A 12,576-nucleotide genomic window follows, 5' to 3' on the forward strand; every position below is an offset into this window, starting at 1 on the left:
GCGCGGCGGACGGCCCGCCGTGCACCGGCAGCGCAGGCGGGGGATGGCATGACGGCGGAACCGACCAGGCTCGATCCCATTCCCGCGCCCGGCCCGGCGCCGGCCGGCACCGAGCTCGGTGCCGCCGGTGGTGCCGAGCGGCCCCGGGCGGCCGTACGGGTCGCCGCCCCGACCGAGCGGTCCAACCCGACCAGCGTGGACCTCGACCTGATGTCGACCCGCGAGGTCCTGCGCGTGATCAACGAGGCGGACAGCCGGGTGCCGGTCGCCGTGGCGGCCGTCCACGACGAGGTCGTCACCGCTGTCGAACTCGCCGTGACCGCGCTGCGGGCCGGGCACCGGGTGCACTACTTCGGCGCGGGCACCTCCGGCCGGCTCGGCGTGCTCGACGCCGCCGAGCTGTCGCCGACCTTCAATTCGCCGGACCACTGGTTCCGGGCCCACCTGGCCGGCGGCCCGGACGCGATGTGGCGGCCGGTGGAGGACGCCGAGGACGACGCCCCGGCCGGACACGCCGAGGCGCAGTCGGCCGTACGCGGCGGCGACCTGGTCGTCGGGCTCGCGGCGAGCGGCCGTACGCCGTACGTGCTGGGGGCGCTGCGGGCCGCCCGGGCACTCGGCGCGTCGACGGTACTGCTGTGCGCGAACCCCGGCGCCCCGGCCGCCGGTGAGGTCGACGTCTTCATCGGGATCGACACCGGACCGGAGGTCGTCACCGGCTCTACCCGGATGAAGGCCGCCACCGCCCAGAAACTGGTGCTCAACGCGTTCTCGACCGCCGTCATGGTGCGGCTCGGCCGGGTCTACTCCAACCTGATGATCGACATGGTGGCCACCAACGCCAAGCTCCGGGGCCGGATGATCTCCATCCTGATCGAGGCGACCGGCTGCACCGAGGACGTGGCGGAGCAGGCCCTCACCGAGGCCGACGGGGACCTGAAGGCCGCCCTGGTGTCGCTGGTGTCCGGCGCCGGCGTCGAGGATGCCCGGGCCGCCCTGGCCCGCTCCGCGCACCGGGTACGCGACGCCCTCGCCCTGCTCGCCTCCTGACCGATTCCCGACTGATTTCGGTCTGATTTCCGCCCCGGACGGCGTCCTGTCCGGCGCATGTCAACCCGCTGTTCTCTGCCGTCTGCGACGTTCGTCACGGCGGGAAGCGATGATCCTGCCCGATTGTTCCTTCCATGGCGGGGTACTCCAAAAGCGTGGTGAACCGGAAGCGGTAATCGAACGTGTAGCTGAGGTGACGAGGATCGCAGCCCTCCCGGTGACCAGGGTCGCTGCGCCGGCCAGTCGGTCGGTGTTGTCGTTGACCGGGGTCGCGAAGGTGGATCGCCATGCATGCGGAAGTGCCCGGCTCCGAATCGCCCTGAACGGCGACGCTGACAGCAAACGTCAATCGCGCTCTCAGCAAATCTTCAGGCGTTCGTGACACTTTCCAATGACGAGACGGAATCGCCGACACGTCTCATCTGTTGTGTAGGTGTCAGGACGACAGGGCACAGCAGAGGTTACGGGGGAGGGCTGATGAACGTGGAGACCAGAGGCAAGAGGGCAATCGGGGCAGACGAGGGGACCGTGGGCAACGTGGAGAAGAAGATGGTCATGCGGACCGACGAGGTTGCCGAAGAACGCGACCTGGTCGGCGTCTACCTGCACGAGATCTCCCGGACGCCGCTGCTCGACGCGGCCACCGAGGTCAACCTCTCCAAGTCGATCGAGGCCGGCCTCTACGCGGAGCACCTGCTCGAGACCGACCGGGTGCCGGACGGGGTCGACCGCGAGGAACTGGAGCGGCTCGTCGCCGACGGCGAGCGCGCCAAGGACCTGTTCATCCGGGCCAACCTCCGGCTGGTCGTGTCGATCGCCCGGCGCTACGTGCGGTCCGGCATGCCGATGCTCGACCTCATCCAGGAAGGCAACACCGGCCTGGTCCGCGCCGTCGAGAAGTTCGACTACGAGCGCGGCTTCAAGTTCTCCACCTACGCGACGTGGTGGATCCGCCAGGCGATCAGCCGGGCCATCGCCCAGCAGGAGCGCACCGTCCGCCTGCCGGTGCACCTGGTCGAGGACGTCAACCGGATGCGTAACGTCGCCCGGCAGCTCACCCGTGAGCTGGGATCCGACCCGGAGCCGGAGCAGATCGCGGCGGCGCTCGGCGTTCCGGTCGAGCGGGTCCACGAACTCGTCCGCTGGTCGCAGGACACCGTCTCGCTGGACACCCCGGTCGGTGACGACGGCGACACCAACCTCGGCGACCTGGTCGCCGACAGCGACGCCCCGTCGCCCGAGGAGGTCGTGCTGACCGCCCTGGAGCGCCAGCGCATCGAGGGCCTGCTCAACCACCTCGACGACCGGTCGGCCGGCATCATGCGGGCCAGGTACGGCCTGGAGGACGGCCGCGAGCACTCGCTCACCGAGGTGGCGTCGCGGTTCTCGCTCTCCCGGGAGCGGATCCGCCAGCTGGAGATCCAGGCGCTCGGCCGCCTGCGCGAGCTGGCCCGGGCCGAGGGCCTGCAAGCGGCGTAACAGATCCGGCCACCCCGTACGGTCAAGCGGCCGGCACTCCCCGCGGGGAGTGCCGGCCGCTTCGTGCGTTCAGCCCACCGCCGCCGGGGCGGGGTCGGGCAGCCAGCCCAGCCCGACCCGGGCCAGGTACGCCCACCAGCCGGTGTGGCGTCCGTAGCGGCCCCGGATCTCGGCGGCCGACGGCGGCGGATCACCGTAGACCGCCCGGGCGACCAGCTCGAACTGGGCCATCTCCAGCGGTGCGTCGTCGGGCCGGCCGAGCACCCGCAGCAGCAGCGAATGAGCGGTGAACGGGCCGACGCCCGCGACGCCGAGCAGGGCCGCGCGGACCTCGTCGTAGGGGGCGGTGTGCAGCCACTCCTCGTCGAGGGCGGCGATCCCCTCGACGACGCCCCGCAGGCGCTCGGTGCGCTGCCGGTGGCCGGTGTAGCCGGTCAGCTCGTCGTCGGTCAGCCGGGCGATGGTCGCCAGCGAAGGGAACGCGGTGTAGGCGGTGCCGTCGAGCCGGACGGTCGTGCCCAGGTCGGCCATCAGGCGCCGTTTGCGGGCCGCGGCGAACCACTGCGTGCTGCGCTGGGTGAGCGTGAAGTAGACCGCGCCCTCGGCGAGTGACGCGAACCGGACCTGGTGCAGGCCGCGAAGCACCGGCAGCAGCGGGGCCATGGCCGGGTCGGTGTCGGCGGCGGCCAGCAGCGGCGCCGGATCGTCCGCCAGGCTGAACCAGCGGGCGACCAGCCGCTCGACGGCGCACAGGTCGGCCGGCGCCAGCGGGATGTCGGCGAAGACGGTCAGGGTGACACCGGGCGGGCCGGCGGCCGCGGCGACCTCGACCACGACCGCCCGGTCGGGACGGCCGGCGGGAGCGGGGAGCAGCAACGCCTTGCGGACCGCGTCGTCGGTGCGGCGATGGTCGCCGGCGCCCGGGCCGAAGCCGTCGAGGGCACGCAGGCTCAGGTCGAACGAGAACGGGGGCAGAGCAGGCAGAACGGTCCGATGGACCGCAGGGAGGTCTGTCATGCCGGCCAGCATGGGGCGGTCCTACGACAATCGCCGTTCAAGATCGCCGTTTCGGCGCCGAATGTGCACTCGACTGCGTTATCGGCGCCGAAACGGCGATCTTGCGGTGTTCGCGATCCGGCCACCGGACCGCCCGACGGTCCCCGCGTGCGACTGGCACGGCGGGGCCGCCGGGCGGCAGGAGTGGTCTAGCGCACCCGGCCGTAGCCGTACGGGGGCATCATGTCGACGCTGGAAATCTTGACGCTCTCGCCGAAGGTCGGTGCGTGGATCACCTTGCCGCTGCCGACGAAGATGCCCACGTGGCCGAGGTTGCTGTAGAAGACCAGGTCACCTGGCTGGAGCGCGCTCCGGCTGATCTTCGCCACCCGGTCCCACTGCATGGCCGCGTTGTGGGGCAGCGACTTGCCGGCCGCCCGCCACGCCGCCAGCGTCAGACCCGAGCAGTCGTAGCCGTTCGGGCCGGAGGCCGCCCACACGTACGGCTTGCCGATCGCGCCGTACGCGAACCGGACCGCGACACCGGCCTGCCCGGAGACCGCCGGGATGCTGCCGGTGTAGGAGCTGCCCGGGTTGGTGGCCGCGCCGTACGCCCGCTCCCGCATCTCGTACAGCTTCTTGAGGTCGGCCTCGATCTTCTTCTTGCCGGCCTGGAGTTCCTTGGCCTGGGCGGTCTCGCGGGCCAGGGTGGCGTCGAGCCGTGCCTGCTCGTCCAGGTATTCGCGCTGGGTCGCGGTGAACCCGCTCACCTGCGACTGGCGTTCGCGGGCGAGCTGTTCCAGGGTGCCCAGGCGGTCGACGAGCGACCCGTTCTCGCTCGCGGTGAGGATCGCCTGGATGGTGTCCAGGCCGCCCGACTTGTAGGCCCGGGCGGCGATCGTGCCGACCTCGACCTCGGTCTGGGCCAACTGCTCCTGCAGCGGTCCGAGCTTGGCCTCCACCGCGGTCTTGGCCGCCTTGGTTGCCTTGATCTCCTCGTTGAGTTTGTTGTAGGACTCGACGACCTTCTCCAGCTCGGTCGACGACTTGTTGATCCGCTGCGTCAGCTCGCTGACCGACGGTTCGGCGGCGGCACCCGTGGCGGGTACGACGAGGCCGATGGTGATGCCGGTCAGGACGACGGCGCGCAGCAGCATCCGGGCGGGCGACAATACAGGCAGAGCCTTTCTTCCCCGGGTCACGCCCGATCGACGTGATCCAGCCGCCTACCGGGTTAGCTGACGGATTCGGGCGGGAAGATCGCCCTACCACGAAACGTGGATTCACCCCTTGGTGCCGGTGGGTTCCCGGTTCACCGGTCCGGTCGACTGCGCAGCGTGATCGGATGTCGACAATGGATGACCGGTGATTCGGCGGCGCCGGGCCGGCGCCTCCCGAGGGGGTTGGCTGACGACCGGACCAGCGGCTCCAACCTAGTCGTGGTCCGGATCAACCGAAAGAGGGCGGCTGCGTGATGTGGAGCGAAGTTGCCTGGTCGGGGCGCGATGTGCTTACTGTCCGTTGTTGTCGCTGCGCGCTGCGTCGATTGCCGGCTCGATCGGGATCGCGGATGGACCGCGCGGCGGACGCTGCGATCAAAAGTCGATCTTGCCAAGATTGATTGTTGTTTGAGGCTATTTGTCGCTCTTGGCGGTATCAATCGGATCAAATGTGTGCAATGTGGTGGCTATGGGTGTCCAGGGGGCCACCTGCCGCCTGTAAAAGTGCCAGGTTGCACATTGCCCCCCTTCTCTTTTGGCGCGCGGGTCCACACAATGGTGTTAGGCCGTAAAGGTTTCGCGGAACCGGCGCCGCAACGAGAAGGCGATCGGCACCTGACTGCCATCAGATGCCGATCTTTCGAACCGCATGTGGATCTTTCGGGACACGTGCCGACCCCAGAACACTGGCGATTTTGATCTACGTCGATTTTGATCTACGTCGCTCTCGATCTGCGTCGCCGACCCGCGTCACGAGCCCTTGGAGGCATCTCGTGAATGCTACCCGCCAACCCACCCGCCCAACAGAGGCCATGTCCGGAAAGCCCGAATGGGTAACCCGCCGGACACCTGCCACGATCTACCGCCAGCCCGGTCTCTACATCACGACGGAGTGGTTCGTGATCGGCAAACGGCGCTACCCGATCTGGGAGTTGACCAACCTGCGGACCGGGCGTGGCCGACGGGATCCACTCATCGTCCGGTCGATGCTGGTCACCGCGGCGGTGGTCGCCGGAATCGGAGTCACCCTCGGCTTCGTCCGCGAACTCCACACCATCAGCCCCGCCACCTACCTGGCCCTCGGCGCCGCCGCCATGGTGCCCATGCTGACCGCCGCCGTCGGATACCGGCTGCGGCCCAGGCCGTACGAGCTGTGGGCCGACATCCGCGGCCGGGCGGTCATGGTCTTCAGCACCGACCAGGAACGGGTGTACGGACAGGTCTCCCGGGCGTTGCTCCGGGCCAAGGAAGCCGCCCGGTACGGCGGCATCGCCGACCCGCTGGCCGCCGCCGGCCAGTGGCCGACCGTACGCTGACCGCACCACGACGCGGACGGATCCCTGCCGGATCCGTCCGCGTCCGCGTGTCCGGCCCACCCCGGGCTCAGCCGAGGTCGTCGGCGATCCGCGCGATGCGCGCGAGCGACGCCGCCGGCTCCAGCGACATGCCCTGGAGGGTCCGGAAGGCAGCCACGTAGGGCTCCACCGTGTCCGACGTGTCGGTCAGGTCCTGCGACAGTGGACTGCCGACGAAGACCACGTCGGTGTCACCCGTACCCGGGAACCGGACGACGATGAACGGGGCGCGTACCGCGTAGTCCGGCACCTGGAACGGCAGCACCTGGATCGTGATGTTGGACCTGCGGCCGGCCTCGACGAGATGCCGCAACTGCTCGCGCAGGCAGGGCGCCCCGCCGGTCTGCCGGTGCAGCACCGACTCGTCGAGTACGACCTCGATGGACGGCGGGTCGGCCCGGTCCAGCACCTCGTGCCGGCGGCGTGCCCGTACGTCGTCGACGATGTCGAGATCGAACGGCTCCACCGCGAAGCGCAACGAGGCGACGGTGCTGGCCCGCGCGTACGCGTCGGTCTGCAACAGCCCCGGAATCCCGACCGACTGGAAGACCAGCAGGCTCGACGCCTCGACCTCGAGCCCGATGTACGACAGGTACGGCGCCGGCAGCCCGTCGCGGTATCGCGACCACCAGGCCCGGCGACGGGAGACCCGGGCCAGGGCGACCAGCTCCGCGACCTGCTCGGAGTCGGTCAGCCGGTAGTGGCTGATCAGCGCCTTCACGTCGTTGGTGGAGACGGAGACGGCGCCGGCCTCGATCCGGATCACCTTGGACAGCGACCAGTCCATGGCGTCGGCGACCTGTTCCTGGGTGAGGCCGGCACCCTCCCGGGCCGCCCGCAGTGCCGAGCGCAGTCGCCGGCGTCCGATCGTCGCTCCGTGTAGCGCGGTCATCGGTGGCCTCCTCACCGAACCGGAGCCGGGGATCGTCAGCCGATCTGGCGGGCGATCCGGTCGATCGTGGCGATCGACTCGTCGCGCCCGAGGGACATCTCCCGGAGCCGCTGGAACGTCTGTTGGTAGGGCGCCACGAGGTCGGGCCGGTCGACGATGTCCTGGGCCAGCACGCCCTCGAGGTAGACGACCGGAGCGTCGTCGGAGCCGGAAAAGTCCAGCACGATGAACGATCCCTGACTGGCGTACGTGCCTGCGGTGAAGGGCAGCACCTGGATGTTCATGCTGGGTTCGCTGCCCATCGCGACCAGATGCCGCAGCTGCTCGCGGATGCAGGCCGGCCCGCCGGTCTGCCGGTGCAGCACCGCCTCGTCGAGCACGACGTTCACCTGTGGCGGCTCGGGGCGGCTGAGCATCTCGCGTTGGCGGCGCATCCGGACCGCCACCCTCGTTTCGATCTCGCTTTCGTCGATCGGGAAGACGGTCGAGGTCGTGGCGGCCGCGGCGACGGTCGCCCGTGCGTATCCCTCGGTCTGCAGCAGTCCGGGGATGCCGGAGGACTGGAAGAACGAGAGGGTGGACGCCTCGAGTTCCAGCCCGATGTAGGCGATGAAGGGGGCGGGCAGGGTTTCCTTGTACTGCGACCACCAGGTCCGCCGGCGGGCGACCCTGGCCAGTTCCAGCAGTTCCGAGACCTGCTCGGGATCGGTCAGCCGGTAGTGGCTCAACAGCGCCTTGAGGTCGTTGGTCGAGATCGACACGGTCCCGGCCTCGATCCGGATCAGCTTGGACAGCGACCAGTCCATCGCGCCGATGACCTGTTCCTGGGTGTAGCCCGCCCTCTCACGGGCCGCGCGTAGCGCTGACCTCAGCCGCCGTCGTCCGACCGTCGGTCCGTGCACCGTCGTCATTCGCTCAGCCTCCGTGCGCGCGCGATGCACAACCGCGCCGGTTCTGCTGCTCGAGCGGGTGCCGCTCGGGCAAAATCCGCCACTGCTCGAGCGGGTGCCGCTCGGGCAAATCCGCCACCTGGCTAGCCGCAACCTGCCACATAGCGAGTCCTGTGCAGGTTACACCCGTCGTCGTCGCCTTTTCCAGGGTCTTTGCGCCCCGCGCGTCATCGGCCTCTCGCCCGGCTAGATCAACTGTTCGGGTTCGGGTGGTGGGTAATCGTGATCGTCGGTAGTCGGACCGGGTGCTTTGGCGGGTGCTTTCCGGGGCCGAACGGTTCCGTACGGTGTTTTTGAAAACCGCCCTCCGCGTGTCGACGTATTGCGGGCGGTCGGGAAGTAGGCTGCCGCCTGGTGGCATCCGGCCACGTTTGAGATCACGGCAAAACGTAGAGGGAGCTAGAAGGATGGCTCAGGCAGGTCCTGCCATAGGCGAGTGGGTAAAAAGCAGCCGGTGCGAGGCGCACAACTGCGTGGAGGTTGCTCGCCGTAGTGGTGAGGTCGCGGTCAGGAACAGTGCGCTTCCGGTGGACCAGGTGACCTTCACCGAATCTGTCTGGGCGGATTTCATCGCCGGTGTTCGGGCCGGCGGATTTGATCTTCGATAGGTACTGACGCACCCAGACGACGGTCGGCGGGCCATTCCACGCCCGCCGGCCGTGCCAACTCCCTCCCGAGAACTCCCGAACACCTTCTGAGCAGGGAACTCATTCACTCACGTGAGCGACCTTTACCGCTTGTGGCCGTCGTGCAGAATTGACGGTGACGGCGGAGGTGTGGATGGCACACCACGCTTTCGCCTGAACCGGGGGGAGGGACAGGTGAATGTGATGGACCAGCCAGCAATGTGGCGGCGGAGCCGTCGCTGCGAGTCGCACAACTGCGTCGAGGTGGCCTACCGGTCCGGGCAGGTGCTCGTACGCAATTCGCAGTACCCCGACGGGGGGGTTCTCGCGATCGACCCGGACAGTTGGACCAGTTTCTGTGTCGCACTCAGGACGGGAGAGTTGCACGGCTGACCGTGCGACGGAAGTGACCCGGGTGCCGGTGGTCGGCCGGCGTCGTCGCCGACCGCTCACCGGCATCAGTCCGAAGCGGGTCAGCTGGCGGCGGGCTGCGGCTCACGCACCCATCTCGCGACGACCCGCTCGGCCCAGAAAGACACGAACGGCACGGTTCCGGCCAGCATGACCAGTGCCATCCTGCTCAGCGGCCACTCGGCCCGCCGCCCCAGGTCGAAGGCGGCCACCAGGTAGACCATGTAGAGGAAGCCGTGCCCGGGGCCGATCGTCTCGACGACGATCGGGTCGTCCCAGAGGTACTTCATCGGCATACCGACCACCACGAGCGCGATCAGCACGACACCCACGATGTAGGCGATCACGCGGTATCGGGTCAGGGCTCCGCCCACGGTGTTCCTCTCCTTCTTGTCCTTCTCGCTGCCCGGGGTCAGCCGGGGTAGTCGCTGATGCGCGCGTCGGGGTTGGCGTTACGCCAGGCCAGATAGCGGTTGTACTCGTCCAGCTCCGGGTCCTCGTCCGCGGTGGTGGTCCGGCGGACGGCGCGTACCGGCCGGCGGATGCCAGCCGCGCCGCCGGGCCCGCGGGCATCGGCGGGCGCACCCACCGGCCCGGCCACGCCGGTCGCGGCCAGTGGCCGGGCCGGTTCGGCGGTGTCCAGCGGGCCGGGGGCGGAATCGGTGTCGGGGGAGTCGCCGCGCAGGGTGTGCCGTACCTCGCGGATCCATACGAAGATCACGAAGCCGGCGAAGACCGGCCATTCCACGGCGTACGCCCAGCTCAGGGCGTTGCCGGCGACGGCCCGGCTGATCTGCCACCAGCCGAGCGCGCTGAAGGCGACCACGAGCGCGACCGCGCCGACATGCCGGGCGATCCACGACGGGGTCAACAGCCGCTTCATGGCCACGAGCGTACCGGTGGCGGCGGACGGTCTCCGACGCGCCGTCGTAGTTGGTGTCCGCGCGGGCGGGTTTGGCGCCGTGTGCTCCGGGCAACCATCCCGGAAAGACGCACGGTAACGAGACACCGGGAGCGACGATGACCGAATCAGTACGCGACGTGAGCCCGGAGCAACGGATCGGGGAGTGGGACGGCGACCACATCCGCGACGGGGTCGGCACCGCGACCGGTCTCGCCGAGGACGAGATCGGGATCGACCCGACCACCCTTCCCGAAGAGGACCTGATCCGCGAGATGAGCAGCCTGCACCGGACCCGGCTCGACACCCTGCGGCACGCCCCCGACAGCGCGCTCGCCACCCACCTGCGGCGGACGGCGGAACTGGAGACCGAATACCTGGCCCGGCATCCCGGCCGCGAGGTCGACGCCGGGCGCCTGCGCGGCGGGTTCTGACATGCCGGTCGACACCCAGCGGAGCATGTCCGCGCCCCCCGAGGTGGTCTTCAACACCGCGACCGACCCCGACCGGATGGGTGCCTGGCTGCCCGAGCCGCTGCTGAAAGCGGACCACCGGACGCCGACCGACCAGTCGATGCAGGCTCGCTGGGACACGGCCGCTGACGACGGTCCTGGGACGTCACCCGCATCAGGCGGGCGCAACTGGTCGGCGCTCCTACGGGTCGAGGACGTACCGGCGGGTGGTGCGCTGGTGCGGCTCCGGCTCGACGCCGACGCCGACACCCCGCCCGACCGGCTGACCGGGATCGCCGAGGAGGCGCTGACCTGTCTCGCCCGCGAGGTCGCCGACAACCTCACCGCCGGCTGATCACCACTGGGAGTACCCACATGCGGATCCGTGACCGGCTCGGCCGGCTCCGGCGGGCGTACGCGCCCCACGAACACCGCCCGTTGGGTGGCTATCTCGGCGCGATGGGGACGTACGCCGCGGTGGCGGCGGGGCTCGGCGCGGCCGCGAAGGCGACCCGCCGCCCGGTGCCGGAGCGGCCCGCGACCTCGGACGTCGTACTGCTGTCGATCGCCACGCACAAGCTGAGCCGGCTGCTGTCCAAGGACGCCGTGACCAGCCCGCTGCGGGCACCGTTCACCAGCTACGACAAGCCGATCGGCAGCGGCGAGGTGATGGAGCAGGTACGGGACGGGGGCAGCGCTGCCCGGCACGCCATCGGCGAACTGCTGAGCTGCCCGTTCTGCCTGGCGGTCTGGGTCGCCACCGGGCTGACCGGCGGCCTGGTGCTGGCGCCCCGGCTGACCCGCCTGGTGGCGACCGCGCTGACCGCCGTCGCCGTCTCGGACTTCCTGCAGATGGGGTACGCGGTCGCGCAGCGGGCGGCGGACGGCCCCCGCCACGGTGGAGGTACGCCGTAGGCCGGGACCGGCAGGGGCCGGCCGGGTGGGCTACGGCTCCTCTTCGAGGCCCGCCCAGCCGCGCGGTGCCTCGGGTTCGCGGTCGACGTCCTCACCGGTGAGGACGTCGTCGTCGACCGCGGTCTGGTCGTGTTCGTCGGCGAAGTCGCCGTCCTTCTCGGCGCTGGAGGGGGTCGGCCGGGTCGCGTCCGATCCGGTGGCATCCGGGCCGGTCGCCTGTTCCTCGGTGGCGCCGGGGCGGGTCGCCTCGACCGGCTCGCCGAGGGGGGCCAGGAACTCGTCGGCGGGGTCGTCGCGTTTCATGTTCATCTCCTCGGTACGGCACCGGTCGGCCGGCGGCCCGGTGACCGGTCGGGCCGTGGCCGGTTGGGCGGGGCGGGGGAGTGGCGGTGACCGCCGGTACCGGTCAGGCGACGCTGCCGCCCAGCAGGTCGGCGGCCTCGTCGATGGCGTACTCGCCCTCGGGCATCGCACCGATGCGGGTGAGTAGGCCGGCGGGCAGGTCGGCGGCGACGGCCCGCCGGTAGATCTCCGCCTGGGTGACCCGCTCCTGCCCGAAGTAGATGTCGTCAAGCAGCCGGTCGAGGTCGCGGTTGGGCAGTTCGTCGGTCACGGTGGATCAGCTACCCCGGTTCCGGAGCAGCAAACGCTGTGACGGGCGGCACAGAACGGGCCGGAACACCGGCGGGGGGACGGCGGTTGTACCCACCGTCGGCGTGTCCAGTGTCCCCGGGCCTCACCCAACTGCCTTCGCGGAATACCGTCCGGCTGGAGCCGCGTCGTGCCACTCGCCGAGAGGCGACCTGCACACCGACACCGGGCGCCGCCCAGGGTCACCGCCCTGGGCGGCGCTCTTTTTCGTCCCGCACCCCGCCAGCGGGTCGGGGGTCGGGGATAGTACGGCAGATCGACCATTTCTCATCATATGGTGAACTGTCCGGATTACCCTCGGAGCAGCATGATCCCGGCAGGGCGGCCCACGAACCGGTCCGCGGGGGTGCCGGGCTGCTTCGAGGAGGAGTCATGATCGGCACAATCCTGTGGGCGCTCATCGCCGGCACGATCATCGGCATGCTGGGCCGGCTGCTGCTGCCCGGCCGGCAGAACATCTCGATCTGGGTCACCATCGGCGTCGGCGTGGCGGCCGCGCTGCTCGGCGGCATCATCGCCGACGTCTTCGGGGTGGGCGAAACCGCCGGCATCGACTGGATCCGGCACGCGATCCAGGTCGGGCTCGCGGTGCTGTTCGTCTACATCGCCGCCCGCCTGACCGGCAGCCGGCCCGCCGGTGGCCGGACGCCGCGCTGACCCCTCGCCGCCGCGGCGAAA

At 70.1% G+C, this 12,576-nt stretch carries 17 protein-coding genes and 1 riboswitch; of the genes, 9 read left to right on the top strand and 8 right to left on the bottom strand.

The genetic code is table 11. From position 1 onward, the window contains the following. The first annotated feature begins 48 nt into the window (after nucleotides 1-48). Nucleotides 49-1,050: an N-acetylmuramic acid 6-phosphate etherase gene (gene murQ, locus QCD66_RS06490; protein ID WP_375734046.1), complete on the top strand. Its 1,002-nt coding sequence runs from the start codon at nucleotides 49-51 to the stop codon at nucleotides 1,048-1,050. A gap of 477 nt (nucleotides 1,051-1,527) precedes the next feature. After that, nucleotides 1,528-2,529, top strand: a complete 1,002-nt coding sequence (locus tag QCD66_RS06495; protein ID WP_357543545.1) for a sigma-70 family RNA polymerase sigma factor — start codon at nucleotides 1,528-1,530, stop codon at nucleotides 2,527-2,529. 69 nt (nucleotides 2,530-2,598) lie between these two features. Here QCD66_RS06495 and QCD66_RS06500 read toward each other — a convergent pair whose 3' ends face one another. Together QCD66_RS06500 and QCD66_RS06505 are read right to left on the bottom strand one after the other, a co-directional pair. Further along, complete coding sequence (locus tag QCD66_RS06500) at nucleotides 2,599-3,546, bottom strand: DNA-3-methyladenine glycosylase family protein (RefSeq protein ID WP_375734047.1); 948 nt, start codon at nucleotides 3,544-3,546, stop codon at nucleotides 2,599-2,601. A 188-nt stretch (nucleotides 3,547-3,734) separates the two neighbouring features. After that, a complete protein-coding gene (locus tag QCD66_RS06505) occupies nucleotides 3,735-4,697 on the bottom strand; it encodes an NlpC/P60 family protein (protein WP_375734048.1) in 963 nt (320 codons plus the stop codon). 36 nt (nucleotides 4,698-4,733) lie between these two features. Next, a riboswitch (cyclic di-AMP (ydaO/yuaA leader) is annotated at nucleotides 4,734-4,873 on the bottom strand. Nucleotides 4,874-5,557: 684 nt separating this feature from the next. Between QCD66_RS06505 and QCD66_RS06510 the strand changes: the two genes are divergently transcribed. Continuing rightward, complete coding sequence (locus tag QCD66_RS06510) at nucleotides 5,558-6,061, top strand: DUF6232 family protein (RefSeq protein WP_375734049.1); 504 nt, start codon at nucleotides 5,558-5,560, stop codon at nucleotides 6,059-6,061. A 67-nt stretch (nucleotides 6,062-6,128) separates the two neighbouring features. Here QCD66_RS06510 and QCD66_RS06515 read toward each other — a convergent pair whose 3' ends face one another. Together QCD66_RS06515 and QCD66_RS06520 are read right to left on the bottom strand one after the other, a co-directional pair. Next, nucleotides 6,129-6,992: a helix-turn-helix transcriptional regulator gene (locus QCD66_RS06515; RefSeq protein WP_364221653.1), complete on the bottom strand. Its 864-nt coding sequence runs from the start codon at nucleotides 6,990-6,992 to the stop codon at nucleotides 6,129-6,131. Between the two features lie 35 nt (nucleotides 6,993-7,027). Further along, on the bottom strand, nucleotides 7,028-7,903 hold the full coding sequence (locus QCD66_RS06520; protein WP_375734050.1) for a helix-turn-helix domain-containing protein: 876 nt from the start codon (nucleotides 7,901-7,903) through the stop codon (nucleotides 7,028-7,030). 446 nt (nucleotides 7,904-8,349) lie between these two features. Here QCD66_RS06520 and QCD66_RS06525 point away from each other — a divergent pair, with 446 nt between their 5' ends. Both QCD66_RS06525 and QCD66_RS06530 read left to right on the top strand, forming a co-directional pair. Beyond that, nucleotides 8,350-8,550 (top strand): DUF397 domain-containing protein, encoded by a 201-nt coding sequence (locus tag QCD66_RS06525; RefSeq protein ID WP_364221647.1) that lies wholly within the window; start codon nucleotides 8,350-8,352, stop codon nucleotides 8,548-8,550. A 222-nt stretch (nucleotides 8,551-8,772) separates the two neighbouring features. Beyond that, complete coding sequence (locus QCD66_RS06530) at nucleotides 8,773-8,961, top strand: DUF397 domain-containing protein (protein WP_364221644.1); 189 nt, start codon at nucleotides 8,773-8,775, stop codon at nucleotides 8,959-8,961. A gap of 80 nt (nucleotides 8,962-9,041) precedes the next feature. Here QCD66_RS06530 and QCD66_RS06535 read toward each other — a convergent pair whose 3' ends face one another. Together QCD66_RS06535 and QCD66_RS06540 are read right to left on the bottom strand one after the other, a co-directional pair. Next, the gene (locus QCD66_RS06535) at nucleotides 9,042-9,353 is read right to left on the bottom strand and encodes a DUF3817 domain-containing protein (RefSeq protein ID WP_375734051.1); all 312 of its coding nucleotides are present in this window, start codon (nucleotides 9,351-9,353) and stop codon (nucleotides 9,042-9,044) included. A gap of 38 nt (nucleotides 9,354-9,391) precedes the next feature. After that, entirely contained in the window at nucleotides 9,392-9,862 is a 471-nt protein-coding gene (locus QCD66_RS06540; protein ID WP_375734052.1) for a hypothetical protein, read from the bottom strand. A gap of 137 nt (nucleotides 9,863-9,999) precedes the next feature. Between QCD66_RS06540 and QCD66_RS06545 the strand changes: the two genes are divergently transcribed. Genes QCD66_RS06545 through QCD66_RS06555 form a run of 3 tightly spaced genes read left to right on the top strand, consistent with a single transcriptional unit; the run spans nucleotide 10,000 to nucleotide 11,247 of the window. Beyond that, nucleotides 10,000-10,314, top strand: coding sequence for a DUF6158 family protein (locus QCD66_RS06545; RefSeq protein ID WP_364221636.1), 315 nt, complete (start codon nucleotides 10,000-10,002; stop codon nucleotides 10,312-10,314). Nucleotides 10,315-10,339: 25 nt separating this feature from the next. Further along, a complete protein-coding gene (locus tag QCD66_RS06550; RefSeq protein WP_407567038.1) occupies nucleotides 10,340-10,687 on the top strand; it encodes a hypothetical protein in 348 nt (115 codons plus the stop codon). A gap of 20 nt (nucleotides 10,688-10,707) precedes the next feature. Further along, nucleotides 10,708-11,247, top strand: coding sequence for a DUF1360 domain-containing protein (locus tag QCD66_RS06555; protein WP_364221630.1), 540 nt, complete (start codon nucleotides 10,708-10,710; stop codon nucleotides 11,245-11,247). A 30-nt stretch (nucleotides 11,248-11,277) separates the two neighbouring features. Here QCD66_RS06555 and QCD66_RS06560 read toward each other — a convergent pair whose 3' ends face one another. Then, the gene (locus QCD66_RS06560; protein ID WP_364221627.1) at nucleotides 11,278-11,550 is read right to left on the bottom strand and encodes a hypothetical protein; all 273 of its coding nucleotides are present in this window, start codon (nucleotides 11,548-11,550) and stop codon (nucleotides 11,278-11,280) included. A 103-nt stretch (nucleotides 11,551-11,653) separates the two neighbouring features. After that, nucleotides 11,654-11,860: a hypothetical protein gene (locus QCD66_RS06565; protein ID WP_364221624.1), complete on the bottom strand. Its 207-nt coding sequence runs from the start codon at nucleotides 11,858-11,860 to the stop codon at nucleotides 11,654-11,656. 410 nt (nucleotides 11,861-12,270) lie between these two features. Here QCD66_RS06565 and QCD66_RS06570 point away from each other — a divergent pair, with 410 nt between their 5' ends. Further along, nucleotides 12,271-12,555, top strand: coding sequence for a GlsB/YeaQ/YmgE family stress response membrane protein (locus tag QCD66_RS06570; RefSeq protein WP_364221622.1), 285 nt, complete (start codon nucleotides 12,271-12,273; stop codon nucleotides 12,553-12,555). Nucleotides 12,556-12,576 lie beyond the last annotated feature (21 nt).

The organism is Polymorphospora sp. A560 (assembly GCF_045781765.1).
GTDB classification, from domain to species: Bacteria; Actinomycetota; Actinomycetes; order Mycobacteriales; family Micromonosporaceae; genus Polymorphospora; species Polymorphospora lycopeni.

What these genes read in the sequence shown, in the direction of transcription:
- QCD66_RS06550 (WP_407567038.1), top strand. Translation starts at nt 10,340, where the DNA reads ATGTCCGCGCCCCCCGAGGTGGTCTTCAACACCGCGACCGACCCCGAC.
- QCD66_RS06495 (WP_357543545.1), top strand. Translation starts at nt 1,528, where the DNA reads ATGAACGTGGAGACCAGAGGCAAGAGGGCAATCGGGGCAGACGAGGGG.
- murQ (WP_375734046.1), top strand. Translation starts at nt 49, where the DNA reads ATGACGGCGGAACCGACCAGGCTCGATCCCATTCCCGCGCCCGGCCCG.
- QCD66_RS06515 (WP_364221653.1), bottom strand. Translation starts at nt 6,992, where the DNA reads ATGACCGCGCTACACGGAGCGACGATCGGACGCCGGCGACTGCGCTCG.
- QCD66_RS06530 (WP_364221644.1), top strand. Translation starts at nt 8,773, where the DNA reads ATGGACCAGCCAGCAATGTGGCGGCGGAGCCGTCGCTGCGAGTCGCAC.
- QCD66_RS06560 (WP_364221627.1), bottom strand. Translation starts at nt 11,550, where the DNA reads ATGAAACGCGACGACCCCGCCGACGAGTTCCTGGCCCCCCTCGGCGAG.
- QCD66_RS06570 (WP_364221622.1), top strand. Translation starts at nt 12,271, where the DNA reads ATGATCGGCACAATCCTGTGGGCGCTCATCGCCGGCACGATCATCGGC.
- QCD66_RS06510 (WP_375734049.1), top strand. Translation starts at nt 5,558, where the DNA reads ATGTCCGGAAAGCCCGAATGGGTAACCCGCCGGACACCTGCCACGATC.
- QCD66_RS06555 (WP_364221630.1), top strand. Translation starts at nt 10,708, where the DNA reads ATGCGGATCCGTGACCGGCTCGGCCGGCTCCGGCGGGCGTACGCGCCC.
- QCD66_RS06545 (WP_364221636.1), top strand. Translation starts at nt 10,000, where the DNA reads ATGACCGAATCAGTACGCGACGTGAGCCCGGAGCAACGGATCGGGGAG.
- QCD66_RS06525 (WP_364221647.1), top strand. Translation starts at nt 8,350, where the DNA reads ATGGCTCAGGCAGGTCCTGCCATAGGCGAGTGGGTAAAAAGCAGCCGG.
- QCD66_RS06520 (WP_375734050.1), bottom strand. Translation starts at nt 7,903, where the DNA reads ATGACGACGGTGCACGGACCGACGGTCGGACGACGGCGGCTGAGGTCA.
- QCD66_RS06500 (WP_375734047.1), bottom strand. Translation starts at nt 3,546, where the DNA reads ATGACAGACCTCCCTGCGGTCCATCGGACCGTTCTGCCTGCTCTGCCC.
- QCD66_RS06540 (WP_375734052.1), bottom strand. Translation starts at nt 9,862, where the DNA reads ATGAAGCGGCTGTTGACCCCGTCGTGGATCGCCCGGCATGTCGGCGCG.